The organism is Paraburkholderia sp. GAS42, from assembly GCF_050436565.1.
Classification (GTDB): domain Bacteria; phylum Pseudomonadota; class Gammaproteobacteria; order Burkholderiales; family Burkholderiaceae; genus Paraburkholderia.
Genome location: NZ_JBNDML010000015.1, coordinates 117609 through 142922, shown reverse-complemented (window position 1 = coordinate 142922; position 25314 = coordinate 117609). Strand labels below are relative to the sequence as shown.

25 protein-coding genes and 1 pseudogene are annotated in these 25314 nt (G+C 62.3%); 13 read left to right on the top strand and 13 right to left on the bottom strand.

Going from position 1 to position 25314, the window contains the following annotated elements:
* Positions 1-234 precede the first annotated feature (234 nt).
* Complete coding sequence (locus P3T16_RS22205) at positions 235-1311, top strand: AI-2E family transporter (RefSeq protein ID WP_429257377.1); 1077 nt, start codon at positions 235-237, stop codon at positions 1309-1311.
* Here the strand turns inward: P3T16_RS22205 and P3T16_RS22200 are convergent.
* Positions 1250-2422, bottom strand: coding sequence for an OpgC domain-containing protein (locus P3T16_RS22200; RefSeq protein WP_429343871.1), 1173 nt, complete (start codon positions 2420-2422; stop codon positions 1250-1252). The two genes, P3T16_RS22205 and P3T16_RS22200, sit on opposite strands and share 62 nt — an antisense overlap.
* A 263-nt stretch (positions 2423-2685) precedes the next feature.
* Between P3T16_RS22200 and P3T16_RS22195 the strand changes: the two are divergent.
* A pseudogene (locus P3T16_RS22195) lies at positions 2686-3135 on the top strand (aldo/keto reductase); the annotation flags it as partial.
* 59 nt (positions 3136-3194) lie between these two features.
* Here the strand turns inward: P3T16_RS22195 and P3T16_RS22190 are convergent.
* Positions 3195-3782, bottom strand: a complete 588-nt coding sequence (locus P3T16_RS22190; protein ID WP_429343870.1) for an NUDIX domain-containing protein — start codon at positions 3780-3782, stop codon at positions 3195-3197.
* Between the two features lie 92 nt (positions 3783-3874).
* On the opposite strand from P3T16_RS22190, the gene P3T16_RS22185 reads away from it, so the two are divergent.
* Positions 3875-4630 carry a DeoR/GlpR family DNA-binding transcription regulator gene (locus tag P3T16_RS22185; protein ID WP_429343869.1) on the top strand — a complete coding sequence of 252 codons (756 nt, stop codon included), beginning with the start codon at positions 3875-3877 and terminating at the stop codon, positions 4628-4630.
* A gap of 33 nt (positions 4631-4663) precedes the next feature.
* Here the strand turns inward: P3T16_RS22185 and P3T16_RS22180 are convergent, their stop codons facing one another.
* Positions 4664-5131, bottom strand: a complete 468-nt coding sequence (locus tag P3T16_RS22180; RefSeq protein WP_429343868.1) for an SRPBCC family protein — start codon at positions 5129-5131, stop codon at positions 4664-4666.
* Positions 5132-5232: 101 nt separating this feature from the next.
* Here P3T16_RS22180 and P3T16_RS22175 point away from each other — a divergent pair, with 101 nt between their 5' ends.
* The 3 genes from P3T16_RS22175 (at position 5233) to bla (ending at position 8414) form a co-directional block, all read left to right on the top strand.
* Positions 5233-5649 (top strand): hypothetical protein, encoded by a 417-nt coding sequence (locus P3T16_RS22175; RefSeq protein ID WP_429343867.1) that lies wholly within the window; start codon positions 5233-5235, stop codon positions 5647-5649.
* A gap of 499 nt (positions 5650-6148) precedes the next feature.
* Positions 6149-7006 carry a peptidoglycan DD-metalloendopeptidase family protein gene (locus tag P3T16_RS22170; protein ID WP_429343866.1) on the top strand — a complete coding sequence of 286 codons (858 nt, stop codon included), beginning with the start codon at positions 6149-6151 and terminating at the stop codon, positions 7004-7006.
* 520 nt (positions 7007-7526) lie between these two features.
* Positions 7527-8414, top strand: coding sequence for a class A beta-lactamase (gene bla / locus P3T16_RS22165; protein ID WP_429343865.1), 888 nt, complete (start codon positions 7527-7529; stop codon positions 8412-8414).
* A 13-nt stretch (positions 8415-8427) separates the two neighbouring features.
* Here bla and P3T16_RS22160 read toward each other — a convergent pair whose 3' ends face one another.
* Positions 8428-8826: a hypothetical protein gene (locus P3T16_RS22160; protein WP_429257386.1), complete on the bottom strand. Its 399-nt coding sequence runs from the start codon at positions 8824-8826 to the stop codon at positions 8428-8430.
* 267 nt (positions 8827-9093) lie between these two features.
* On the opposite strand from P3T16_RS22160, the gene P3T16_RS22155 reads away from it, so the two are divergent.
* From P3T16_RS22155 to P3T16_RS22145, 3 genes are read left to right on the top strand one after another with little or no spacing between them, the layout of a single operon-like run.
* Positions 9094-9549 carry a (2Fe-2S)-binding protein gene (locus tag P3T16_RS22155; RefSeq protein WP_429257387.1) on the top strand — a complete coding sequence of 152 codons (456 nt, stop codon included), beginning with the start codon at positions 9094-9096 and terminating at the stop codon, positions 9547-9549.
* 1 nt (position 9550) lies between these two features.
* Positions 9551-11791, top strand: a complete 2241-nt coding sequence (locus tag P3T16_RS22150) for a molybdopterin cofactor-binding domain-containing protein (protein WP_429343864.1) — start codon at positions 9551-9553, stop codon at positions 11789-11791.
* 13 nt (positions 11792-11804) lie between these two features.
* Positions 11805-13073 carry a c-type cytochrome gene (locus P3T16_RS22145; protein WP_429343863.1) on the top strand — a complete coding sequence of 423 codons (1269 nt, stop codon included), beginning with the start codon at positions 11805-11807 and terminating at the stop codon, positions 13071-13073.
* Positions 13074-13195: 122 nt separating this feature from the next.
* On the opposite strand, the gene P3T16_RS22140 is transcribed toward P3T16_RS22145, so the two are convergent.
* The 7 genes from P3T16_RS22140 to P3T16_RS22110 all read right to left on the bottom strand — a co-directional run bounded on the left by P3T16_RS22140 (position 13196) and on the right by P3T16_RS22110 (position 19513).
* Entirely contained in the window at positions 13196-13852 is a 657-nt protein-coding gene (locus P3T16_RS22140; protein WP_429343925.1) for an amino acid ABC transporter permease, read from the bottom strand.
* Complete coding sequence (locus P3T16_RS22135) at positions 13852-14601, bottom strand: amino acid ABC transporter permease (RefSeq protein WP_429343862.1); 750 nt, start codon at positions 14599-14601, stop codon at positions 13852-13854. Before P3T16_RS22135 ends, P3T16_RS22140 begins: the two co-directional genes overlap by 1 nt.
* Positions 14602-14667: 66 nt before the next feature.
* Entirely contained in the window at positions 14668-15492 is an 825-nt protein-coding gene (locus P3T16_RS22130; RefSeq protein WP_429257391.1) for a transporter substrate-binding domain-containing protein, read from the bottom strand.
* Between the two features lie 38 nt (positions 15493-15530).
* A complete protein-coding gene (locus P3T16_RS22125; protein WP_429257392.1) occupies positions 15531-16607 on the bottom strand; it encodes an ABC transporter ATP-binding protein in 1077 nt (358 codons plus the stop codon).
* Positions 16608-16638: 31 nt separating this feature from the next.
* Positions 16639-17499 (bottom strand): ABC transporter permease, encoded by an 861-nt coding sequence (locus tag P3T16_RS22120; protein ID WP_429343861.1) that lies wholly within the window; start codon positions 17497-17499, stop codon positions 16639-16641.
* Positions 17496-18428, bottom strand: coding sequence for an ABC transporter permease (locus tag P3T16_RS22115; protein ID WP_429257394.1), 933 nt, complete (start codon positions 18426-18428; stop codon positions 17496-17498). The genes P3T16_RS22120 and P3T16_RS22115 overlap by 4 nt, the downstream gene beginning before the upstream one ends.
* Entirely contained in the window at positions 18425-19513 is a 1089-nt protein-coding gene (locus P3T16_RS22110; RefSeq protein ID WP_429257395.1) for an ABC transporter substrate-binding protein, read from the bottom strand. Before P3T16_RS22110 ends, P3T16_RS22115 begins: the two co-directional genes overlap by 4 nt.
* Positions 19514-20039: 526 nt before the next feature.
* Between P3T16_RS22110 and P3T16_RS22105 the strand changes: the two genes are divergently transcribed.
* Entirely contained in the window at positions 20040-20924 is an 885-nt protein-coding gene (locus tag P3T16_RS22105; protein WP_429257396.1) for a LysR substrate-binding domain-containing protein, read from the top strand.
* A 38-nt stretch (positions 20925-20962) separates the two neighbouring features.
* On the opposite strand, the gene P3T16_RS22100 is transcribed toward P3T16_RS22105, so the two are convergent.
* A complete protein-coding gene (locus P3T16_RS22100; RefSeq protein WP_429343860.1) occupies positions 20963-22042 on the bottom strand; it encodes a calcium:proton antiporter in 1080 nt (359 codons plus the stop codon).
* 162 nt (positions 22043-22204) lie between these two features.
* Here P3T16_RS22100 and P3T16_RS22095 point away from each other — a divergent pair, with 162 nt between their 5' ends.
* Positions 22205-23359, top strand: coding sequence for an acyl-CoA dehydrogenase family protein (locus P3T16_RS22095; RefSeq protein WP_429343859.1), 1155 nt, complete (start codon positions 22205-22207; stop codon positions 23357-23359).
* Positions 23360-23468: 109 nt separating this feature from the next.
* On the opposite strand, the gene P3T16_RS22090 is transcribed toward P3T16_RS22095, so the two are convergent.
* Complete coding sequence (locus tag P3T16_RS22090; protein ID WP_429257399.1) at positions 23469-23834, bottom strand: BON domain-containing protein; 366 nt, start codon at positions 23832-23834, stop codon at positions 23469-23471.
* Positions 23835-24072: 238 nt separating this feature from the next.
* Here P3T16_RS22090 and P3T16_RS22085 point away from each other — a divergent pair, with 238 nt between their 5' ends.
* The gene (locus P3T16_RS22085) at positions 24073-24726 is read left to right on the top strand and encodes a DNA-3-methyladenine glycosylase (protein ID WP_429257400.1); all 654 of its coding nucleotides are present in this window, start codon (positions 24073-24075) and stop codon (positions 24724-24726) included.
* A gap of 224 nt (positions 24727-24950) precedes the next feature.
* The gene (locus P3T16_RS22080) at positions 24951-25283 is read left to right on the top strand and encodes a DUF4148 domain-containing protein (protein ID WP_429343858.1); all 333 of its coding nucleotides are present in this window, start codon (positions 24951-24953) and stop codon (positions 25281-25283) included.
* Positions 25284-25314: the final 31 nt, after the last annotated feature.

The window sequence follows — 25314 nt, the reverse complement described above, 5'->3', positions numbered from 1 at the left end:
GCGACATGCGGGTGGCACTGTGGACGCCATATCAAGGAGCCATATCAAGGAGCCATATCAAGGAGCCATATCAAGGAGCCATATCAGGGAGCCATGTCGGGGCCGGTTGCCAGCCGTTCGACGCCCAGCGTTTAGCTTCCTTTAAGATGCGGGATCGCTTCGTGCGATGCGCTCCGGGGGCTTCGTCCCTTCAAGCCGCATCGTGCGCCGTTACCATTCAAGTTTTGAGGTCTCATGATCCAGCGTCCGCCCGCTTCGCCCGAGCCGCAATCCAGCGGCCAGAAAGCCCAGAAAGTGGGGCTGCAGGTACTTTACGTGGCGTTGGTGCTGCTTGCGTTGTGGATCGTGCGCTCGTTCATTCCCGCAGTGGTCTGGGCCAGCGTGATCGCGATTGCGCTGTGGCCGCTGCTGACACACGTGGAGCGTCACCCCCAGTTCCAGGGCCACACGACGGCGATTGCATTCGTGTTCACGGCTGCGATCTCGCTGCTGGTGGTGCTCCCGGTCGGGCTTGGCATTGCTCAGGCCGTCAGCGAGGCGCAAAACCTGCTCGCGTGGTTCCGCGATGCGCAGGAAAACGGCATCCCGGTACCGGCCTTCATCGAGCATCTGCCGTTCGGCGTGCAGCAGATCACGATGTGGTGGAAAACGAATCTCGAACAGCCGCTGCGCGATTCGGCGGCGATGAAGGGCCTGCACAGCCAGACTGTGCTCACCTATGGACGACATTTCGGTGAGCGCGCCGTGCATATCCTCGTCGTGTTCGGCTTCATGCTCATCACATTGTTCATGATCCTGCAGGCCGGCCCGCGGCTGTCGGACACGATGCTGAAGGGCGCGCGGCGGGCGTTCGGCTCCGATGGCGCGCAGCTGATCCAGCGCATGGCGGGCGCAGTGCGCAGCACGGTGACAGGCCTGGTGGTGGTCGGGCTCGGTGAAGGCGCGCTGCTGGGCGTTGTCTATGCGCTCGTTGGTGTTCCGCATGCGGCGCTGCTGGGTCTGATCACTGCGGTCGCCGCGATGCTGCCGTTCTGCGCGCCAATCGTGTTCTGCGGCTCGGCGCTATGGCTGTTCGCGCAAGGCTCGGTCCCAGCGGCGATAGGGCTTGCAGTGATCGGTTTCGTCGTCGTGTTTGTCGCGGAGCATTTCGTGCGGCCGGTGCTGATCGGCGGCTCGACGCGGTTGCCGTTTCTGCTCGTGCTGTTCGGCATTCTGGGCGGCGCGGAGACGTTCGGCCTGCTCGGACTCTTTATAGGCCCGGCGTTGATGACCGTGCTGATGGTGCTGTGGAACGACTGGGTACGCCGGTGACGCTCGTTGCGCCCGCCTGGCGACGGCTCGGACGCAACGTGATGAAGCGCGAAACCGGCCCAGACGCCTGCGCGACGAGCAGCAACGAGCCGACCGCGATCACGTCGGCGACCAGACCGAACGGAACATCGAGCAGGCCGTCCGTCGCGTGATACAGCAGCGAATCGACGACGAGTGAAATCGCCGTCCCGGCGACAAAACACAGCAAGCCCTTGCGCCCGATCAGGCAGATCCATGGCAGCCGCTGCGCGACCTTGCCCACCCAACCCGTGCGGACCAGCCTCGCGACCAGCCACGCGATCGCCAGAAAGTTCACCGCCCGCAGCCACATGAGATTCTGTTTGAAGCTCGGGTCGAGCGGCGCGGTTTCGACGAAGAGCTTGTAGTACGCAGCCGCCCCGACCACGCACGCGGCCGCGATCGTGACGAGCCCGCCCGCGCGATGCGCGTTGATACGCTGATAGACCGGCTGGCAGCGCGCAATCACGCCCAGCACGAATAGCAGTTGCCACGCGAGCGGATTGAAATCCCATGGTGTGTCTTCGACACCCGGCAGCCAGCCGGCCAGATGCGGCGCACACGCCCACAACGCGACGCTGCCCGCGAGCAGCCGCCACGGCTTGCTGCGCGCGAGCGGCAACACGGCGGGCACCATCAGTGCGAAGAACGCGTACATGGGCAGCACCGACGCAAGATACGGCTGGCGGCGGAACAGCAGGATATCGCCAAGCGCCTCGAGCGGCGCGTCGATCAGGTCGTCGAGATCGTTGATGGCGAGATTCGGTGCATCGATACTGAACGCGACGAGCACTGCGCTGACGAGCAGCATCAGGCCCGCAGTCACGAGAAACGCGCGGTAGATCTCGAGCGAACGTTTGAGGAAGCGGTTGCGTGCGATGGCGTCCGTGCGCCGCTCCGCGAGCGCAGCCCACGCGGTGGCGGTCGCAAAGCCGCCGAGAAACACGAAGACTTCTGCAGCATCGCACAGCGCATACGCGTGCAGCGTGAAGCGCGACAGGATGCTGCCGCCGATGTGGTCGACGACGATGATGAGCAGCACGAGCCCACGGAAAAAATCGAGCTCGACGAGACGGGGTTGCGACGTTTGCATAGGTATTGCCAGAACGACCTCGCGCAGACGCATGCTTGACGCATGGCTGGCAGCGCGAGGTTTGCTGAATGGGGGAGCCGATATCGCATGCGCTGCCGCGAAGGCGCGCGACGCGAGGCCGGTTGGGCAGGCGAAAAGGGAAACCCGCTGCGGGACTGGTAGGACTGACCGGTGGTGGTGGCGGAAGTTCCTCGGCGCGGCGGAGGTTCCACCACGTTGCGCAACTGGCCGATGTTAACAGGTTTGAATAGACTGCTCAGCGAGAGGCGCAGATTCTGCCGGTCTGTCGCGAACTGGGGATCGGCGTGACCGCGTATGGCGTGCTGTCGCGTGGGCTGCTGAGCGGTAAGTGGTCGGCATCGCGCGAAAACAGCAAGGGCGATTTTCGCAGCATGAGCCCGCGTTTTCAGGGTGAAAACCTCGAACGCAATCTCGCGCTCGTCGAAGCGCTGCGGACCATTGCGGAGGCACGTGGCAGCAACCCGGCGCAGATCGCGATTGCGTGGGCGCTTTCGCGTGGCGACGACATCGTGCCGCTCGTTGGCGCGCGTCGCCGGGCGCAGTTGACCGATGCGATCGTTGCCGCTGGATTGAAACTGGAACCGGGCGAACTGGCTGCGATCGAAGCCGCGGTTCCGCCTGAAGCCGTCGCCGGGACGCGCTACAACGAGGCGCAGATGGTGCATCTCGATAGCGAACGCGGCGCGCATTGAATCACGCTGACCGACGCGATGGCGACGGGTTGCCGCGCGTCAGACGCGGCAACCGCCGCTCATCGTGCGAACAGATGAAGCGCAGCGTACTGCAGCAACATGATGGTTTTGCCATCGGCGATATCGCCGCGCCGGACCATCGCCAGCGCCTCGTCGATCGTGAGTTCCAGTACCTCGATGTCTTCGCCTTCGCCGGCAACCCCGCCACCCTGGCTGACCTTCGACGCAGGATCGTATCGCGCGACGAAAAAGAACAGCTTTTCGGTGACCGATCCGGGGCTCATGTAAGCCTCGAAGACCTTGCGCACGTCGTGTACGCGGTAGCCTGTCTCCTCCTCGACCTCCGCGCGAATCCGCGTTTCGGGCGACGCCGCTTCGAGCAAACCGGCCGGCGCTTCGATCAGCATGCCGTCGTGGCCGTTGACGAAAACCGGTAGACGAAACTGCCGCGTCAGCACCACCGTAGCGCGCTCCGGGTCGTACAACAGCAAGGTCGCGCCGTTGCCGCGGTCGTAGGTTTCGCGGCTCTGACGCTGCCAGCTGCCGTCGGCACGCTGGAAATCGAACGTGGTTTTCTTCAGGACGTACCAGTCGTCGGACAGCACTTCAACGTCGACGATCCGCACGCGGTCGGCAGTTTCGTTCATGGAATTTCCGTTCAGACCGATCGATTACCTTTGAAAACCATGATATCGTGCATGTTCGTGCAAAAACAAGTAATTTCGTGTATTCAACTCCCATGCTCACTTCGCAAAGAAAACAGCTGATCCTGGACGCGCTTGCCCGCGATGGCCAGGTTGTCGCCAAAACGTTGAGCGCCGCGTTCGGCGTATCGGAGGACACGGTGCGCCGCGATCTGCGTGAACTTGCAGCCGAAGGGCGTCTGCAGCGCGTGCATGGCGGCGCGTTGCCATCGTCGCCGGCCGCGGTGGATTTCGCGGGGCGACAGGGCATCGGATCAACGGCGAAAGCGGCGATCGGCAAGGCCGCCGCGCAGATGATCGCGCCCGGGCAGATCGCGATCATCGATGGCGGAACGACGGCCGTGCAACTCGCGCGCAATCTGCCACGCGACCTGCGGGCAACGATCGTCACGCATAGCCCGAGTGTCGCGGTCGAACTGGCGGATCATGCTGCGCTCGACGTGATCCTGATTGGCGGCAGGTTGTTCCGGCACTCGATGGTAGCCGTCGGCGCGGCCGCCATCGAAGCGCTCAGTCATATCCGCGCGGATCTGTATTTCATGGGCGTGACGGGCGTGCATCCCGAGGCAGGATTCAGCACGGGTGACTTCGAAGAGGCCTATGTGAAGCGCGCGCTGGCTGCGCGCGCGGCAGAGACCATCGTGCTGGCGTCGGCGGAGAAGCTCAACGCGGCCTCGGCCTGCATGATCGCGGAGATCGCGGCCGCGAGCGCGATCGTCGTCGAGAAGGAGACGCCCGTTACGTTGACTGCGCCGCTCGAAGCGCTGGGCGTGACGATCGTGCGCGCGTAAATACGTCAGTGCGTGAGTGCGGAAGTCTCTGGCTTACGATGCTTCGACCAGTGCTTTCAGCGTGTTCAGATCGCGCGCGACCCATTGAGCGTCGGCGTCGAATTTTTCTCCGCTGATGCCGGGCGGACGGAATAACGTGAACAGCACTTCGCAGCCTGTGCCGTTCGCGATCACGCGTAGCGGAATATAGATTTCGCTGCCGTCGGGCAACAGCACATGATGATCGAGCACGCCATATGCATTACGTTCGCTGAAGCGGACTTTCACCGGGCTTTCGGGTCCCTCGAACACCCACACCGCACCTTCTTCCCGTAGTGGCTTGCCAAGCCCCGACGCCCAGCGCGCGAACGAAGCAGGCGATGCCGTGAAGTCATAGACATCGTGCGCGCTCCGTTCAATGCGCACGCTGATCGTTTTCGATTCGAAGGTTTGCACGATGTCTCCGTTCAGATAGCGGTCGATTCCGCGTGCGTTGAAACTCGCGCGCGTAAGGCTGCTCAAATGATATCGCGCGCATGTCGACCGGCCCGGACACGCGGGTCCGGTTTGTGCGCCGCCATCTCGTCACGATATCCGCCACAGGCCACGCCGAGGAGAACATCATGAGCAATCGCGCCACGCAGATTCTTCCGCATCACCGTTTCGTCTACTCGCTGGGCGCGCCGTTAGCCTGCGTTCAAGGAACGATCTCGCGCGTTTTCGCCGAACCCGAAAATCACAACGGCGCCAATCATCAACACTTCGTGATGAAGATCGATACGGTCGTGAAGTTCGAGGGCGGCCAGCAGAATCTGACGGGCACCGAAGTGTTCGTCGCGGTGCGTTTCGGTGACACCGAAGGTCTCAATCAGGAAATTCCCGGTCTCGAGGCTGGCCAGCCGATCGAAGTGCAGGGCGAATATATTCCCGAAGCCAGCGCCTATCCGACCCAGGACAACACCAACCCGGTGCTGCCGGTGCTGCATTTCACCCATCATCCCGTCGGTTACGTGAAATACGCGGGCGAATATTACAGCTGACAGCCGCGCGTATCCACGCTGTGCCTCAAGTTTCGCGCGCACGCTGCCGTTAAGAAGATGCGGTCGTGCTAGTAGCCAGGAGGGTTCCAAACCTGAGCGGTTGCACCGTGCTGGACGAGTCACGGGGCTACGATCGCACCCCACGTCCGGTCATTGCCGCCAGTCGCGCCTATGTCGCGCGCGGTGTCGATGCGAACCGGCCGAAAGATTCCCTTCGTAAGCATTTGTATCGAGTTGTTTGGGGAGCGCGCAGATTGTGATGCGGCCATTACAATGCTGCGTGAAATTTAATCGATAAATCTGGCCCTTTTTGTATGAGGAATGTGTCCCGGTTGCGAGAGTGAGAAGGTGCTTCATGTGCTGACTGGTGCGAGCTGGTTGCGGACACAACGATGTGAGTCTCCCGTCGCTGCGGTCTGCGCAAGACGCCAGTACGTGAATGCATGCCTTCTGCGCAACGTACGAAAAGCCTGGCCATTGAAAGACGCAGGAGTCGAACATGTTGAGAAGTCGCTTCGACAGGACAAGGGCAGGCCTCGCCGGGTTATGGATCGCCGTCGCGATCAGCGGCTGTGCGAATGTTGGACAGCAGGGCGCTTCAGCGGATAACGCGGCTTCGGACGCTCAGGCTGCGGCAGCCGCGGCAACAGCGGCATCCGATGCAGCGGCGCAGGCGCAACAGGCTGCAAGCGATGCGGTGACGAGCCGCACCGTCACGACGACGAAGACAACCCCCTACCGCGTGAAGCGCGGCGACACGCTCGCGGGTATCGCGCAGAAGAACAATTGCAGCGTGAAGGACCTGCTGGCCTGGAACCGGATGAAGCCGTCAGCGCACGTGAAGAAAGGCCAGGTGCTGCGTATCGTCACGCAGCAGACTGTGACGATCACGGTCGCGGCGAATGGCAAACCGGTCGGTTCGGGTGCGTCGGCAGGTTCGGCGGATTCGCGTCAGATGACCGCGCAGACTGCACGCGCTGCAAAGAGTGTCGCGCTGGCGTGGCCGGCGCAGGGCGCCGTCGTGGAGCCGTTCCAGGCGGGCGAAACGCGCGGTATCGAGATCGCGGGCAAGGCCGGCGATCCAGTGCGGGCCGCCGCGGACGGCAAGGTCATGTACGCCGGGACAGGGCTCAACGAGTACGGCAGTCTGATCATCGTCCAGCACAACAAGGACTTTTTGACGGCTTACTCGCACAACCGCAAGCTGCTCGTTAAAACCGGCGACGTCGTGCATCAGGGACAACAGATCGCTGAAATGGGGAATGAGAACAATACGCGCGTGTCGGTGCTGTTCGAGTTGCGTCATGACGGCAAGCCCGTCGATCCGATGCCTTACCTGCCGCAAGGGCGGGGCTAGCCGCAACGTTCCGCTCACGCTCTGACGCGTTAGCGCAAAGTAAAACGGCCCCGGCAAATCGCTTGCCGGGGCCGTTCGTTGTGGTGACAACGGATCTTCCGGCCACTGCATTCGCGACGGCCAGCAACGCAACGCGATAAAAACGCCTCCCGCAGAACCTCACCGTTGATCAAGTCAGGTGTGGAAACAATCGCAACAACAAGCGATGCATTTTTGCGCGATGGACGATGCAAGGCGACGCCGATCAACGAACGATGCATAAAAGCACCTGAAATAAGGGGTTTTCGCACCGTGCGAAGTGCATGAGGAAGGGATTGTCAATAGATAAACATCCTTTCCTCGATGGAATGCATGCATTTCGTCTGCGTCAGATCGAAAACCTAATGGTGAGGATATTCGGGATCAGGTGGCCCTCAAAGACAGCAACCATACCGTTCGATAACGCGGAACCTTCCAGAGGGTCGCGCAATCGAATCGCACGCATGACTGTCCCGGCAAACCTCACACGATCAATCCAACGATGACTCATTCGCCCTCCCGTCGCGTACTGCTGCTCGCGGCTGCATCCACGCCCTTCATCGCTGCCTGTTCTTCATGGGCGACCGATATGTCTAAAGCCTCTTCGCCCGAAGCAAAGCTTGCGGCGCTCGAAGCGTCATCAGGAGGACGCCTTGGCGTCGCGGCATTGAATACGGCGAATGGCGCGCAGCTCGCTCATCGCGCGGACGAACGCTTTGCGTTATGCAGCACGTGCAAGGTGATGATCGTCTCCGCGATCCTCGCGCGCAGCGCGAAGGAGCCGGGCTTTTTACAACAACGCGTCCGGTATACGAAGGCCGATCTCGTCGCGTATTCACCGATAACGGAGACGCACGTCGACGAGGGCATGACCATCGCCGAACTCTGCGCGGCTGGCATCGACTATAGCGACAACACGTCCGCGAACCTGCTGATGAGGATTGTGGGCGGTCCGTCAGCCGTCACGGCGTTCGCGCGCTCAACAGGCGACGATACGTTCCGCCTCGACCGCTGGGAAACGGAGCTGAACACGGCGATCCCGGGCGACCCGCGCGATACGACGACGCCCGCCGCGATGCTGCAAAGCGTGCAGCGGCTCGCACTGGGTGATCTGCTGGGCGCACCGCAACGCGACCAGCTTCAGGTGTGGATGCGTGCGAACACAACGGGCGGGGCACGTATTCGCGCGGGCGTTCCAGCAGGCTGGGACGTGATCGACAAGACAGGTACGGGCGATTACGGTACAACCAATGATGTCGCCGTGCTGTGGCCGCCCGCAAAGCCGCCGATCGTCCTTGTGACTTACTTCACGCAGAACGATAAGGACGCGAAATCGCGCAGCGACGTGCTCGCCGACGCCGCGCGTATCGTCGTGGCTGCATTCGCATAACGACTGGCGCGCGCTACTTCTCCGCCACTTCGCGCAGCAACTGCGCGACCTGCCCATGCGCGTGCAGCATGTCGGGATTCATCTGTAGCAGCGGCAGATAGCGCGGCAGAAAAATCGCATTCGGGTCGCCGGGTGCGAACAGCGCAACGACAGCCTCCGCGGCGCCGGTTTTATCCGCGGGCGTCGCTTTCTTGTCGTCGACGACTTCGTCGATGTTCGCGATGATCGTCGAGAGCGGCGTAATCCAGCGAAACCCCGAGCCGTTGATCAGCACCTGAAGAAACGCCGCTGGCGTGATCGGACCAAACTCTTTCTCATACGATGCGCGTTCGTGGTCGAGGATCGTCTTGTGCAGTGTCAGTAGCGGTTTGCGGATGGCATTCAGAAATTGAATCGCGCGCGCTTCGTTCATCGTCTTCTCCTTTCAGTTCATCAGCCGATTCTGACAGCAAGCCAGCAAACGTGTTGGCAGCTGGTCAACACGTAATTTCAGTCGGCGCTACAATCTTTTCGCCCTTTCGTTCATCGCTGTTCGTTGCTATGCCGATGCGTTCTCAGCGCCAGTTGCGCTGTTCATCAGCATAGCGCTGTATTAGCGCTGGCCGGCAGAATAAATTCCGTCAGCCCATTGCGAATTCAGTCTACGTTCAAACAATAACCCCACAATCCGGAGCAGCTCATGACAACGCTTACGATAAATGGACAGGCTCATACTGTCGACGCACCGCCCGATATGCCGTTGCTCTGGGTGTTGCGCGACCTCGTGGGGCTAACCGGCACCAAATTTGGTTGTGGTATCGCGCAATGCGGCGCATGCACTGTGCATCTCGACGGCGTCGCGGTCCGCTCGTGCGTGTTGCCGGTCGCAGCCGTCGGCGATCGCAAGGTGACGACGATCGAAGCCGTCGGCGATACGCCTGCTGGCAAGAAAGTGCAGGTCGCGTGGCGTCAGCTAGATGTCGTGCAGTGCGGCTACTGCCAGTCGGGGCAAGTGATGTCCGCGGCCTCGCTGCTCTCGTCGAATCCCAATCCCAGCGATGCCGATATCGACGCCGCGATGGCGGGCAACATCTGTCGCTGTGGCACGTACAACCGCATCCGCGCGGCCATCAAGCAAGCCGCGAAGGAGGCGTGATATGTCGCAAGGATTGCTCGACGCACAAAATGGCGACACGCGCGGAATAGAGGCGCATGGTATTTCCCGCCGCACGTTCCTCAAGTTCGGCGCGACGATAGGCGCGGCGGCGGGCGGCGGTCTGCTGCTTGGCTTCAGTCTGCCAGCGGCAGGTCAGGACCAGCCGCCACACAGGTCAGTGATCGGTGGCGATGGCATTGAAGCGCCGCAGGAGGGCGTGTTTGCGCCGAACGCGTTCGTGCAGATCGACCGGACCGGCAAGGTCTCGCTGGTGATTCCGAAGGTCGAGATGGGACAGGGCGTGTACACGTCCATCCCGATGCTGATCGCGGAAGAGCTCGAAGTGCCGCTCGACAGCGTCACGATCGATCACGCGCCGCCGAACGAAAAGCTCTTCATGGACCCGCTGCTCGGCGGCCAGCTGACGGGCGGCTCGACATCGATCCGTTACGCGTGGGAACCGATGCGGCGCGCCGGCGCAACCGCGCGTGTGGTGTTGATCAACGCGGCCGCGCAACAATGGCAGGTCGATCCTTCGACGTGTCATGCACAGGCCGGCAAGGTCGTTCATGCGGCCAGCAACCGCAGCATCGCGTATGGCGATCTCGTCGACGCAGCCGCGAAATTGCCGGCGCCTCAAAACGTGACACTGAAAAATCCAAAGGACTTCAAGCTGATCGGCACCACGGCGAAGCGACTCGATTCGCCGGAAAAGGTCGACGGCACGGCGGTGTTCGGTCTCGACGTGCGCGTACCTGGCATGGTCTACGCGGCCATTGCAACATGCCCGGTGTTCGGCGGCACGCTTGCAGGCGTCGACGATACGAACGCAAGGAAGATTCCCGGCGTGCGTCAGGTCGTCAAATTCGACAACGGTGTGGCGGTGGTCGGCGATCACACGTGGGCCGTGAAACGCGGCGTGCAGGCACTCGATATCAAATGGAACGAAGGCGCGGGTGCGCAGATATCGATGAAGCAGATCGTCGACGATCTCGCGAACGCATCGCAGCGCGAGGGCGCGGTGGCGCGCAAGGAAGGCGACGTGAACACCGCGTTCCCGTCCGCGAAAACGCGCGTCGACGCTGTGTATCAGCAGCCGTTCCTTGCGCACGCAACGATGGAGCCGGTCAACTGCACGGTTCATGTTCGGCCCGATGGCTGCGAGATCTGGCTCGGCACGCAGGTGCCGACGCGCATTGTCGATACGGCTGTGAAGATCACTGGTCTGCCGGCAGAGAAGATCGTCGTGCATAACCATCTGCTCGGCGGCGGCTTTGGCAGGCGGCTCGAGTTCGATATGGCGACCCAGGCGCTGAAGGTCGGCAAGCAGCTCGGCGTACCCGTTAAGGTGGTCTGGACGCGCGAGGAAGACATCCAGCACGACATGTACCGCCCGTACTACTACGACAGGATCTCCGCGGGACTCGACGCGAACGGCAAACCGGTCGCGTGGCAGCACCGGATTGTGGGCTCGTCGATTCTGGCGCGCTTCGCGCCGCCGGCCTTCAAGAACGGGCTCGATCCCGATGCCGTCGAAGTGGCCGCCGATCTTCCGTACGATCTGCCGAACCAGCTGGTCGACTACGTCCGTCAGGAACCGCACGCGGTGCCGACGGCATTCTGGCGTGGTGTCGGTCCGACGCGTAGTACGTTCGTTGTCGAGAGTTTTGTCGACGAACTCGCCGCGCAGGCCAAGGTCGACCCCGTTAAATATCGTCGCGATCTGCTTGGGCATTCACCGCGCGCGCGTAACGTGCTCGACGTGGCAACGCAGGCGGCGGGTTGGGGCAGTGCGGTGCCGCAAGGTCAGGGGCGCGGCGTCTCGGTGATGCACGCGTTCGGCAGTTTCTTTGCGATGGTTGTCGACGTGGCCGTCGACAAGGGCGAAGTGGCTGTGAAGCGCGTGGTCTGTGCAGTGGACTGCGGCATGGTGGTGAATCCGGACACCGTCGAGGCACAGGTGCAGGGCGGCGCGATCTTCGCGATCACGGCAGCGCTGTACAGCGAAATCACGATCAAGGACGGCCGCGTCGAACAGAACAATTTCACCGACTACCGGATGCTGCGGATCGACCAGACACCGCCGATCGACGTCCACATCGTGAAGAGTGTCGAAGCGCCAGGCGGCATCGGTGAACCGGGTACGGCGGCGCTCGCGCCGGCGCTGACGAACGCGATTTTTGCTGCGACGGGCAAGCGGATCCGGCAATTGCCGGTCGGCAGCCAGCTGCAAACCGCCTGACCGGAGACCGTCGATGAACATCACACTCAAAGCTGTATCCGCGGCGCTGGGCATCGCCTTGCCGCTGGCCGCGTATGCCGCCGACGACGCGCTCGTGCAACGTGGCGCGTATCTGGCGAAGCTCGGCGATTGCGTCGCGTGTCACTCGGCGCCGCGCGGCAAGCCGTTCGCGGGCGGCCTGCCGATGAACACGCCGATGGGTCAGATCTACACGACCAACATCACACCCGATCCGGATACGGGCATCGGCCGCTATACAGAGGAAGACTTCGCGCGCGCGATGCGGGAAGGTGTCGCGAAGGACGGCCATAACCTGTATCCGGCGATGCCTTATCCTTCGTATGCGAAGGTGAACAACGACGACACGCATGCGCTCTACGCGTATTTCATGAACGGCGTTGCGCCGGTTAAACAGGCGAATCGCGAACCGGACATCAAATGGCCACTCAACATGCGCTGGCCGCTGAAGCTCTGGAATATCGTATTTCTGGAAAACGGCGTGTATCAGGACAAACCAGGCAAGGACGTCGTCTGGAATCGCGGCGCTTACATTATTCAGGGCCTCGGGCATTGCGGATCGTGTCACACGCCGCGCGGCTTCGCGTTCCAGGAGAAAGCGCTCGATGAAAGCGGCAGCGCGTTTTTGACGGGCGGCCTGCTCGACGGCTGGTTCGCCGCGAACCTGACTGGCGAACATAACGTCGGGCTGGGGCGCTGGTCGGAACAGGATCTGGCCACGTTTCTGAAGACCGGCGCGAACGCGCATGCTTCAGCGTTCGGTTCGATGACGAGCGTGATCAACAACAGTACGCAGGCGATGAACGATACCGACGTCAAGGCCGTGGCGCAGTATCTGAAGTCGCTGCCGGCGTCAGGCGGTTATGGCGGCGCGCAGTACGCGTATGACCCGAAGGCGACGAAGGTGTCGCTGAACCGGCCTGCAAACGATCCGGGCGCGAAGGTCTATACGGCGTATTGCATGCACTGTCACGGCGTCGATGGTCGCGGTTTTGCGCCCATGCTCGCGCCGCTGGCGGGCAATCCGAACGTGCTGGAGAAGGATGCGTCGTCGCTCGTCAATGTGACGCTGAACGGGACTGGCGATCTGGTGGTGGATGGTATTCCGGCGCCGTATCCCATGCCGAAGTACGCGCCGGTGCTGAACGACCGGCAGATCGCCGATGTATTGACGTTTATCCGGGCAGGCTGGAATAACAACGCGCCTGCCGTGCAGCCGGATGATGTCGCGAAGTTGCGGAAGTCGACTAACGCGGCGCGTTAAATACGCCTGCCTGGTGCGGTTAGCGGTTCGTAAAAAAAGGCCACTGCGGGAAATCACCGCAGTGGCCTTTTGTCGTTCAGTCATTCAGTCATGGGGTCTTCAGGCGATGCAGCAGCAAAACGCTACCGATGCTGCCCAACCCGAGCGCGCCGCTCAAGCACACGCGCATACCACGTCAGCGGGAAGCACATTGCGAAGTAAAGCAGCGCGACCATGCCGTAGATCGGAAACGGGCGAAACACCGCGTTCGTAATCATCGTGCCGGTTTTCGTGAGTTCGACAAAGCCGATGATCGACGTCAGCGCCGTACTTTTCACAACCTGCACGAGAAAGCCGACGGTCGGCGCCGTCGCGATCTTGCGCGCCTGCGGCCACACGATATAGCGCAGCTGCTGGGCGTGCGTCATGCCGAGACTCGCGCCGGCGGCCCACTGGCCGCGCGGCACCGCTTCGACGCAGCCGCGCCAGATATCGGCAAGATACGCGCTCGTATACAGCGTGAGCGTGACAGTCGCGGCCACCCACGGCGACACATCGATGCCCAGCAGCGGCAAGCCGAAGAACGCCAGAAACAGCTGCATCAGCAACGGCGTGCCCTGAAAGAGCTCGACGTAAAGCGACACGGCGCGCCGCATCCACGGCAACGGCGACACACGCGCTGCGAGCAGGATCAGGCCGACCGCGCCACCGCATACAAACGCGATCAGCGAAAGAAGCACCGTCCAGCGTGCCGCGAGCAGCAGATTGCGGCCGATATCCCAGAGCGTAAATTCCATCATCACGAACGCTCCGAAGGCAACGCGCGCGCCGTGCGCCACGCAGACAGAATACGGAAAAGCCCGCGCGGCGCGCTGGCCGAGTGCGGCATACGTCCCGCGAAGAGGCGCGCGCCGAGACGGTTTATCACCTGCCGCAACGCGATCGACAGGAACAGATACGTCGCGGTAATGATCACGTAGCTCTCGAACGAACGGAAATTGCGCGACTGGATGAAGTTCGCCGCGTAGGTCAGGTCGGGCACCGAAATCTGCGAGACCACCGCCGAACCGAGCATCACGATCAGCACCTGGCTCAGCAGCGCAGGAAACACATTGGCAATGGCCTGCGGCAGCACGACGTGCCTGAACACCTGACGTCCATGCAGACCGAGCGCCATCGCCGCCTGTACCTGGCCGCGCGGAATCGAATCGATACCGGCGCGCACGATCTCAGTGGCGTATGCGCCGAGATTCACCGTCATCGCGAGAATCGCGGCCGAGACTTCGTCGATATGAATGCCGAGCCCCGGCAAACCGAAGAAAATGAAGAACAGCTGCACGATGAACGGCGTGTTGCGGATCAGTTCCACATACGCCGCCACAACCGCACGCGACCAGCGTGGGCCGCCGATGCTGATGCCCGCGCCGGCAATGCCGACGAGTCCGCCCAGCACCGTCGATACGGCGGTGAGCCCAAGGGTGACGCCGACGCCGCGGGCAAGCATGCCCGCGTACATATCGAAGCCGCTGAAGTCGAACGCGTAGCTCATGGGGTGCTGGTCATCGTGTGGTAAGGCCCGGGTTCAGCTGAAGCGGCCCGGGCCCCCGCTGTCGGCTTAGAGATCAGCCGGCAGCGGCGTGCGCAGCCACTTCTGCGAAATCGCGTTCATCGTGCCGTCCTTGCGTGCTTTGGCGATCGTTTCGTCGACCTTTTGCAGCAGGCGCGGCTCGTTCTTGTTGAGGCCGACGTGATCCGGCGAGCTGAAAAGCGCGAACTTCTGCTCCGGATCGATCGCGGGGTGACGCGCGAGAATCGTCGCACCCACGTCGTTGCCGACCACCATCAACTGTACCTGACCAGAAAGAAATGCAGAAATAGCACCGTTCGGATCGTCGAAACGCTTGATCGTGGCCGTCGGCGGGGCAATTTTGGTGACGCTCAGGTCTTCCAGCGTGCCGCGCGCAACCGAAATCGACTTGCCGGCGAGGTCATTTGCGTTCTTCACGGCCAGCGTTTTCGGGCCGAATACGGCCAGATAGTACGGCGCGTAGGGCTTCGAGAAGTCGATGACCTTCTCGCGTTCCGGCGTCTGGCCGACTGAGAGCAGCATGTCGGCCTTGTGGTCGGCGAGGTACGCCATCCGGTTGTCGCCGGTGACTGCCACCAGCTCGACCTTCGCATTGAGCGCCTTGCCGATCAGGTCGGCGACGTCGATGTCATAGCCCATCGGCTTCATGTCCGGGCCGATCGAGCCGAACGGCGGATAGTCCATGAAAACGCCGACGCGGACCACGCCGGATTTGGCAATCGTGTCGATCGCGTCGGCGTGGGCGGCCGGCGCGTAAGCGGTGAGCGCGGCGGCGCTGGTCAGCGCAAGGCCGGCCGCAGTGGCTTTCAGCAGGCGACGGGCGTGTGCGTGGAGTGAGTGAAGGGTGGTCATCAGTCGTTCCTCTGTCGAAAACGTTGGTTTTGGAAAACTCAATGTGCGGCGCGCGCTGCGATCAGTTTGCATGCGTGTGCGGGCAGTTCGGCGAGGACGGGCATGCCCGTCCGGAGTCCTGGCGTTTCGCGCGGCGTGGTCGCGGCGGTGAGCGTGAAGCCGGCGCAGTCGATGGTTGCTTCGAGTGTGGCGCCGACGTCGCGGATGAAGGTTACCGTGCCGGCAAGATGATTGCCGCTGCTTTCCGTCGAAGCAGGTTTGACGCAGACGTCTTCCGGCCGGATAAGCAGGCGGATTTCGTCGGTTGCCGCGGAAGCAACGCGTCCAGGGTTGGCAACGATGATCTGTTGACCGCCCGGCAGGTTGACGCCGCCGAGTCCGTCATGCGTAACCGGAAGGATGTTGCCAAGGCCAATGAAGTCGGCGACAAATTCGCTGACCGGATCACGGTAGATATCGAGCGGCTTGCCGACCTGCGCAATGCGGCCTTTTTCCATCACGACGATTTCGTCGGCCATCGTCATGGCTTCGCGCTGGTCGTGCGTGACCATGATTGTCGTGATGCCAAGGCGTTGCTGCAGCAGACGGATTTCAACCTGCATCGCTTCGCGCAGCTTGGCGTCGAGCGCCGAAAGCGGCTCGTCGAGCAGCAGCAGTTTCGGCGACGAAGCAATCGCACGTGCGATCGCCACACGCTGACGTTGACCACCGGAAAGCTGCGTGACGGGGCGGTTCGCCATATGCGGCAACTGGATCAGTTCCAGCAGTTCGGCAATCCGTCGCGATTGCGCGGCTTTGTCCATCTTGCGCAGCCGCAGGGGATACGCGATGTTCTCCGCAACGCTCATGTGCGGAAACAGTGCCAGCGACTGAAACACCATGCCGAAGTCGCGCCGGTTCGCGGGCACGTGCGTCACGTCCTTGCCGGCGAACATCACGCTGCCCGACGTCGGTGTTTCGAGCCCGGCGATGATCCGCAGCAGCGTGGTCTTGCCGCAACCCGACGGGCCGAGAAAGCAGACCAGCTTGCCATCGGGCACACTGAGATCGACGTTATCGACGGCGGTTGCGCCGTTGAAGCGCTTCGTCACGGATTGCAAGGTCAGATGCGTCATGATGATTCCTTCAGGTTGGCGCAGCGGCGCGTTAAAGCGCAACGCCTTCGTCGCCGATCAGTTTTTCCAGCACCCAGATCAAGGCGAAATCGATCGCGACGATGAACACCGCGAACGAGAACACAGTCGGATCGAGCGACGACACCGTGCGGCTATACAGCCACACCGGCAGCGTCATCGTGTTGATGCCGTAGAGGAAGAACGTGACCGTGAATTCGTTGAACGAGATGATGAACGCGAACAGCATGCCGGCCAGAATGCCCGGCTTCATCAGCGGCAACACGACGTCGATCAGCGCGCGGCGCGGGCTTGCGCCCATCACGCAGGCGGCTTCTTCGAACTCCGGGCCGATCGTCGCCACCGATGCCGCGCAGTTCTTCACCGTGAACGGCAGTGCGAGAATCACGTGCGCGATGATCAGCCTGAACACGCCGAGCTCGACTGGCAGCACGTTGAACACCAGCAGCAGCGAGAGCCCCAGCATCACGAGCGGATAGACGAGCGGCAGCGCGACCAGCTGTTCAACGGCGGGTTTGCCGCGAAAACGAAAACGTGAAAGCGCATACGCGGCGGGCACGGAAACCAGCGTCGCGATGATCATCGTTGAAATTGCAACGATCAGGCTTGTGGTCAGTGCGCTGCCCATCGAGAGCACGTCGCTTGCATCGGGCGAAACAAACGTGTGCCATGCCGCGCGATACCACTGCAGGCTGTATTCGTGCGGCGGAAAATCGAGCGTGTCCGATGCGCTGAACGACATCGTGATCATCGTCAGGATCGGCAGCGCGGCGAGAAACAGCACGATCGCGGCCAGCAGACTCGATACCTTGCCGAGACGGCCAGGCATGGTGGTGGGCAGACGGAACGTGCGCGAAGTGGCGACGGTGCTCATGCTTTCGGCTCCTCTTCGAGACGCTGCGTGCGGCGCACGAGCCGCTGGGAGATAGTCATCACGGCGAGTGTCGCGACCATCAGCACGATGCCCGATGCGGAAGCCGCCGGCCAGTTCAGCAGCGGCGCGACCTGATCGTGGACGAGCACGGCCAGCATCGGCACGCGGCGCCCGCCGAGCAGCAGCGGCACCGCGAACGCGCTCGCGTTGTAGGCGAATACCAGCAACGCACCTGATACGAGACCGGGCATCGCGAGCGGCAGCATCACGTGACGCAGCGTCTGCATGCGCGTCGCGCCGAGTGTGGCAGCGGCTTCTTCATACGAGCGGGACACGGCGCGCATCGCGCTCGAGAGCGGCAGCACTGCCAGCGGAAACGCGGTCTGGATCAATCCGAGCAACACGCCATGCTCACGATAAAGCCACTGCACAGGACGATCGATGAAGCCGCCTGTGATCAAGGCATGGTTAAGCAGACCTGCCGGCCCAAGAATCACGAGCCAGCCATAACCTTGAAGCAGCAGGTTCACGAGCAGCGGCAACAGCACGCCCGCCAGCAACAGACGACGCGCGAGCCGGGATTCAGTCCGCGCCATCGCCAGCGCGACCGGAATGGCCAGCAGCACCGCGCAGACCATGCTCTGGAACGCGAGCCGCAACGTCAGCCACAGCGACTTCAGGAAATAATTGTCCGCAAGGTCGGCGTAGTTCTGCAGCGTGAAGCTGTGCCACTCGTTGCCGGATGTGCCGAAGCTCATTCGCAGCACGACGAGCGCTGCGGCTGCGAGCACCGCGAGAAACGCGAGGATCGGCGCGAGCAGAATCCACGGACGTGCCCGCGCGAGCAGACCGCCCGACGCGCCGGCCGCCGGTTCATCGGGTGCGCCGGAACCGGCGCGCTGCGAGGAGAGCGCGGGCATCGTGGTCATGCTGCGAAGATTTCGGTGTAGCGCTTGATCCACGCCGGTTGTACAACCGCGAGCGCCTTGTCGTCATGCAGGATCGCTTTTTCGGCGATCTGCTGCGGGGTTGGCACGAATGCGCGGCTTTCCGCCGGAATCTGCGCTTTCGAATTCACCGGGCCGTTCAGCACGTCGGCGGCCATCCGGCCTTGCACACCGGCGTCGAGCGAATGGTTGATGAACGCGTGGATCAGATCGATGTCACCGGGATGCGCTTTCGGAATCACCGTGAACATCAGCTGCGTCGCGAAACCTTCCTTCATGCCGTACGTGACGCCCATCTTGTACTCAGGCTTGCGGATCTGCGCCGGGAAAAATGCCGGCGAATAGATCCCGCCGATATCGAGCGAACCCGTGCGGAACAGATCGGCCACCTGATTCGGATTTTCACCGAGCGTCATCACGTGGTCTTTCAGCAGCGCGAGCTTCTTGAAGCCCGGCTCGATGTTCTGCTGCGAGCCGCCCGCGAGTTTTGCCGCGATGATCGCGAGGTCGACCGCTTCGGCCCATTCCGGCGGCGGCAGAAAGAGGCGGCCGGCGTACTTCGGGTCCCACAACGCTTCATACGACGACGGCGGCGTCTTGACTGTCGCCGTGTTGTAGATCAGGCCATCGGACCACAGCAGGTAACCGACGCCGAAGCCGTTCGCGCCGGTGCGGTACTGCTCGGGCACGTCCTTGAGATTGGGCAGCTTGTTGAGATCGGGCTTGACCAGCAGACCTGCGTCGCCGAGACCGGCCGCGCCGACGCCTGCCAGCGTGATCACGTCATAGGTCGGACGGTCGCCCGCGGCCTTCGTCTTCGCGACCATGCCGGAGGTGCCGTCGGCGCGGTCGGCGATCACTTTGGCGCCGGTCTTCTCGGTGAACGTCGCGGCGATGTTGCGCATCGCGGCCGCGCCCGTGTCGTCGGACCAGGTCAGGAGCCGCAGCGTCTTACCTGCGAATTTTTTCTCCTGCGCATTCACGTTGATGAAGGGCATCGGTAGCGTGGACGCCGCCAGCGCCGCACCGATCGTCTTGATTACCTGTCGTCTTTTGTTGTCCTGCATGGCCGTCTCTCCCGTTGTGAAAGTTGCAATCCGGCGCAGCCGATGGTGTGGCGCGTTGATGCACTCTAGGTTTGCCAAAATCACGTAACAAACGAAATCTCTGCATGGAAGCCATGACGTAAGCTCATGCGGCAGGCGACCGGGCAGGCCGGGCGGCGCAGCGCACCGATCGCGCAAACGCTTGGCGCATCGCCGTGTGCGGGTTTACGTCCAGCATGAACACGCAGGCGGCGCGGACGCCGAGGCATGAGCAAAGGTCAGCTATGGTGCGAAAACGTACTAAAAGCACCAAAGCGGTGCGCGTGGGGCGTGGTTCGTCGGCTTTATGTGTCAGTGCCCGCGGTGTTTGCGGCACGCTATCTGCCGCGGACGCGCATGGTCATGAGTTGAACGCATGCGTGCGAGGGCAATTGCCAGTCGTGTCAGCATTTTGAATGGCGTATCCTGCGGGCATGGCACGATTGACCGCGCATCCGGCGGACCTGATTGCCGCAATGCATTTTCCTGATAGCTGGCCGCTCCCATCATGCGACGACTTCCGCCTCTTAACGCCCTCCAGATCTTCGAAACCGTCGCGCGGCATCGCAGCTTCACGCGCGCCGCGGATCATCTTTGCCTGACGCAGGGCGCGGTCAGCCGGCAGATTCTTGCGCTCGAAGACTATTACGGCTTTCCGCTCTTCAAGCGGCACGCAAAGGGACTCACGCTGACCGCGGAAGGCGAATCATTGCTGCCGGCCGTCAAGGAAAGCTTCGCGCGGATCGAGGAAATCTCGCTGCGTCTCACGCGTCAGCGTACCGACCTCGCGCTGAAGGTGCCGACCTGTGTGATGCGCTGGATGCTGCCGAAGATCATGCAGTTCCAGGCGGAATATCCCGACCTGCACGTGCAGGTCACGACCACGTGGCAGCACGACGTCGATTTCCAGATGGAGCCGTTCGATGCGGCGATCATCTACGGTTCGTCGCCGGGTGCGGATGTGCAGTCGGTGGCGCTGTTCGAGGAGCGCCTGACGCCCGTCTGCGCGCCCGAACTGCTGGACGACAAACCGCTTGGCAGCGTCGCCGATCTCGCTCGCCACACGTTGTTGCACCCGACGCGCGACCATCGCGACTGGAAGATGTGGCTCGATCACGTCGAGGCCCGCGACATCGATGCGAGTCACGGCCCCAGCTTCGATACGCTTGATCTCGCAACTAACGCCGCGCTACAGGGATTCGGCGTCGCGATGAGCGACCTCGCGCTGATCGACGAAGATGTCGCAGCGAAGCGACTCGTGCGTCCGTTCGATACAGTGCTGACGACGGGCGCACGCTATTACTTCGTCTATCCGGACAGCGTTGCGCATCAGCAGAAGCTCAATCTGTTCCGCGAATGGATCGCGGAACACTGGACCGAAGCCGTCGCCTGACCGGTTGCGCGCGGGCTTGGTGCGTGAGGCCCGGATGTTCAGGGCGCAATCGACAGAAACAGCCACGCCGCGAACAGCGACAGATGCACCGCGCCTTGCAGGATCGTGGTGCGGCCGGTGCCGAGCGTCAGCGTCCCGACGATGAGCGTCAGAAACAGCAGCACCATTTCCTTGCCGTCGATCCCGAGTTGCAACGGCTGGTCGATGTAGAGAAACACCACCGCGACGGTCGGAATGGTCAGTCCGATACTGGCAAGCGCTGATCCGAGCGCGAGATTCAGGCTGGTCTGCAAACGGTCGGCGCGCGCCGCGCGCAAAGCCGCAAGCGCCTCCGGCAACAGCACGAGCGCGGCAATCACGATGCCGACGACGGCCTTCGGCAATCCTGCATCGGCCACCGTCGATTCGACGACCGGCGACAGCAGTTTCGCCAGCAGCACGACAGCGACCAGACACACTACCAGCAAGCCGGCGCTCAGCATCGCCACGCGTGCGCTGGGCGGTTCGGCGTGGACGTTTTCATCGGAGACATCGACGAGGAAGTAGTCGCGATGCCGCACGGTCTGCACAAACACGAACACGCCGTACAGCACGAGCGACGATACGCCCGCAAACGCCAGTTGCGACGGCGTGAGCACCGGGCCGGCGGCGCTGGTGAAATTCGGTATCACCAGCGTGAGCACCGACAGCGGCGCCAGCACGGCGAGCGCCGCGCTCGCGCCGCGAATCTGGAAGTCCTGCTCGCGATGGCGGATGCCGCCCGCGAGCAGACACACGCCGACGATCCCGTTGCAGACGATCATCACCGCGGCGAACACCGTATCTCGCGCGAGGCCGGCTTTATCCGGGCCGGCGGTCAGCATCACGGAGACGATCAACGCCACTTCGATCACCGTCACCGCGATGGCGAGCACCAGCGTGCCGAACGGCTCGCCGACACGATGCGCGACGACCTCCGCATGGTGCACGCCCGCGAAGACCGCGCCCGCGAGCGCCGCACCGACGAGCGAAAGCAGCACGGCGTTACCCGGCAGCAGCGCGGCGGCCGCCAGGATCACCCAGCCCGCGATCGGCACCCACAGCGTCCAGCGAGGCAGCAGCGTTGTTGTCGTAGTCATGCGGAGCGTTCCTTCCTGTTCGTTATCAATGGCTCTCAAGCCGTAAAGCCGGCGGCCGTGTTTCAGGGGGCCACCCGGCATACCCGATAAGGCTGACCACCGGCTCCATTAAAATAAAACAGTTATGGTGAAGTGATGAAGACGCATTCTTAAGGAGACGCTGTGATCCGCAGTCAGGAAACGTTGAACATGTTGCTCGACAGCATCAGCCGCTTTGTACGGGAGCGCCTCGTGCCCAACGAGGATATCGTCGCCGAGACCGACCAGATTCCGGCCGGGCTGCTACAGGAAATGAAGGATCTCGGTCTCTTCGGTCTCTGTCTACCGGAGGAGTATGGCGGCCTCGGCCTGACGATGGAAGAGGAGGTCCTTGCCGCCATGGAACTGGGCAAGACGTCGCCTGCATTCCGGTCGGCGATAGGCAGCAACAACGGCATCGGCTCAACCGGCATTGTGATCGACGGAACGCCTGCGCAAAAGGAAAAGTACTTGCCGCGTCTCGCTTCGGGCGACCTGATCGGCTCATTCTGCCTCACCGAACCGGAAGCAGGCTCGGATGCCGCGTCGCTGCGGACCACCGCCGTACGCGATGGCGACCACTATGTACTGAACGGCACCAAGCGCTTTATCACGAACGCGCCGGAAGCCGGGCTCTTCACCGTGATGGCGCGCACGGACCCGGCCGGCAAGGGCGCGAGCGCGATTTCGGCGTTCGTCGTCGAAGCGGGTACGCCGGGGCTGTCGCTCGGCAAGATCGACCGCAAGATGGGCCAGAAGGGCGCGCATACCTGCGACGTGATCTTCGACAACTGCCGCGTACCGGCAGAAAACCTCATCGGCGCAAAGGAGGGCGTGGGCTTCAGGACGGCGATGAAGGTGCTCGACAAAGGACGTCTGCATATTGCCGCTGTCGCGACGGGCGCGGCTGAACGGATGCTCGCCGATGCGCTGCGCTACGCAATGGAGCGCAAGCAGTTTGGCAAGGCCATCGTCGAATTCGAACTCATCCAGGCGATGCTCGCCGACAGCCAGGCGGAAATCTATGCGTCGCGCTGCATGATCGTCGACGCGGCGCGTCGGCGCGATGCGGGCGAGAAGGTCACGAGCGAATCGTCGTGCGCGAAGATGTTCGCGACAGAAATGTGCGGACGCGTGGCCGACCGGGCTGTGCAGATTTTCGGCGGCGCGGGCTATATGAGCGAATATGGCATCGAGCGGTTCTATCGCGATGTGCGGCTGTTCCGCATCTACGAAGGCACGACGCAGATCCAGCAGATTGTGATCGCGCGCGAAATGCAACGCAGTTTCGCAGGTTAGAAGCGTGATCTAAAGGTGCAGGCGAAAAGAGCCGGCTGAACGGACGCGCAAATAAAAACGCCGCCCCTTTAGGGGGCGGCGTGTGGCCGGGGTCAACCAGCCCGCTGTATTACGTCCCTTCCGGACGGATCGACAGCGCATTCTTCACGGACGACACGCCCGCTACGCCCTTGGCAACTTCCGTCGCCTTGTCGCTTTGCGCCTGCTCCGGCACCGTGCCTTCCAGGGTGACGGCGCCGTCGCGTGCGCGAACGGTGATGTTAGCGACGCTCACGCCCTTCGTCTTCGACAGCGCTGCACGCACCTTCTTCTGGAGCGCGCGGTTTGCTGCCTTGGTCGCCTTGTATTGTTGCTTGGCGCCAGCTGTCGTCGACGTATCGGGAGCGGTTGCATCGCTTGCCTGAGCGTAAGCGCTGATCGATGCCACGACGAGAAGTGCGCTACCTGCCAGTTTGATTGCGTGGATTGCCTTCATGCATTTTCTCCTGTTGTCACAATTTTGCGTGGTCCCGGGCGGAACCGTTGCACTACACCACCAAAGTACTTCTGGATTGAGTCGCGATGGAACTGTGTTGCTGATATTGCGTTGGGTCTGGCGATAATGCGGACAGAAGCGCTAAAACGGCTGTCGGAATGCTTATCCGGATGCGCCGGAAGGTAAACATACCTCAAATGGTGCCATAGTGACCGCCACGCGACCAGGAAATGAGGCTTTGACGCAACGCATCACACCGAAAACCGGGCGGATCGTGCCGCTTCGGCGCGAAGAACTGCCTTTCGACACGGTCGAACTGGCCCGCTTCATGGTGGGCAAATACCTGGTGCACGACGTGCCGGATGGACGTATCAGCGGGCGCATCGTCGAAATCGAGGCGTATCCGGTGGGCGATTCCACAAGCCACGCGTTTCTCGGGCGCCGCCCGTATAACGGCTCGTTGTTCCTCGAACGCGGCCACGCCTATGTGCGGCTGACATATGGCACAGCGTACATGCTCAATATGTCCAGCGAAACCGCAGAGATCGGCGCGGGCGTCCTGCTGCGCGCAGTCGAACCCGTCGAAGGCATCCCGCTCATGGAAACCCGGCGGGAAGGTGTGCCGCTGCGTGATCTCGCGCGCGGTCCGGGACGGCTCACCATGGCGTTCGGCATAGGCCAGTCGTTCGACGGCCGCGATCTGTGCACGGGGCGGGATTTATGGATCGGCAAGGGCGACGGCGAGGCGAGCCTGCCCGTTGCGGCCACGAAACGGATCGGCCTTTCACGCGAAATGCATCAACCGCTGCGCTTTTATGTGCCGGGCAGCGTGTACGTGAGCGGCCCGCGACGGCTCCTGTTGCCGGCCTCGATTCCGGTCCAGGGTGTTTGAAGCGGGCATGTCCTTCATTCGCTTACGAAGCCTGCGATTATTACGGTAATTCTTGGTAACGATGGCTTACAGTTGGCAGTCAAACCGGCATTCTTGCGAATATCGCAAGTGTTTATATCCGAAATAGGGGTTTTCCCTTGTTTAGGCGGTGACTACACTGAACTTGTTCGCTCGACACATGGTGTGTCCCGCGAAGGCAAAAAACAAAGTTCTGGAGGTAAGTCATGAAATCCCTGATCAAGGCCGTTGTTGTTGCTACTGTCCTTGCTGCACCGGTTATTTCGTTTGCCCAGTCGAACCAGCCCGTGACCCGCGCGGAAGTTCGCCAGCAACTGATCCAGCTCGAACAGGCGGGTTACGACCCGGCTCGTCGCGATCCGCAATACCCGGCCGATATCCAGGCAGCCGAACAGCGCGTCAATGCGCAAAACACCGCTACCGCGCAGGCCCCGGTCGCCGACACGAGCGGTTACGGTGCAGCCACGAACGGCTCGTCGCAGTCGGGCGCAGCAGCCGCCCAGACGCCGCAACAACGTAATGTCTATTTCGGCAACTAGGCATCGGGTATCAGCCAGGTAGCTGTGGCCG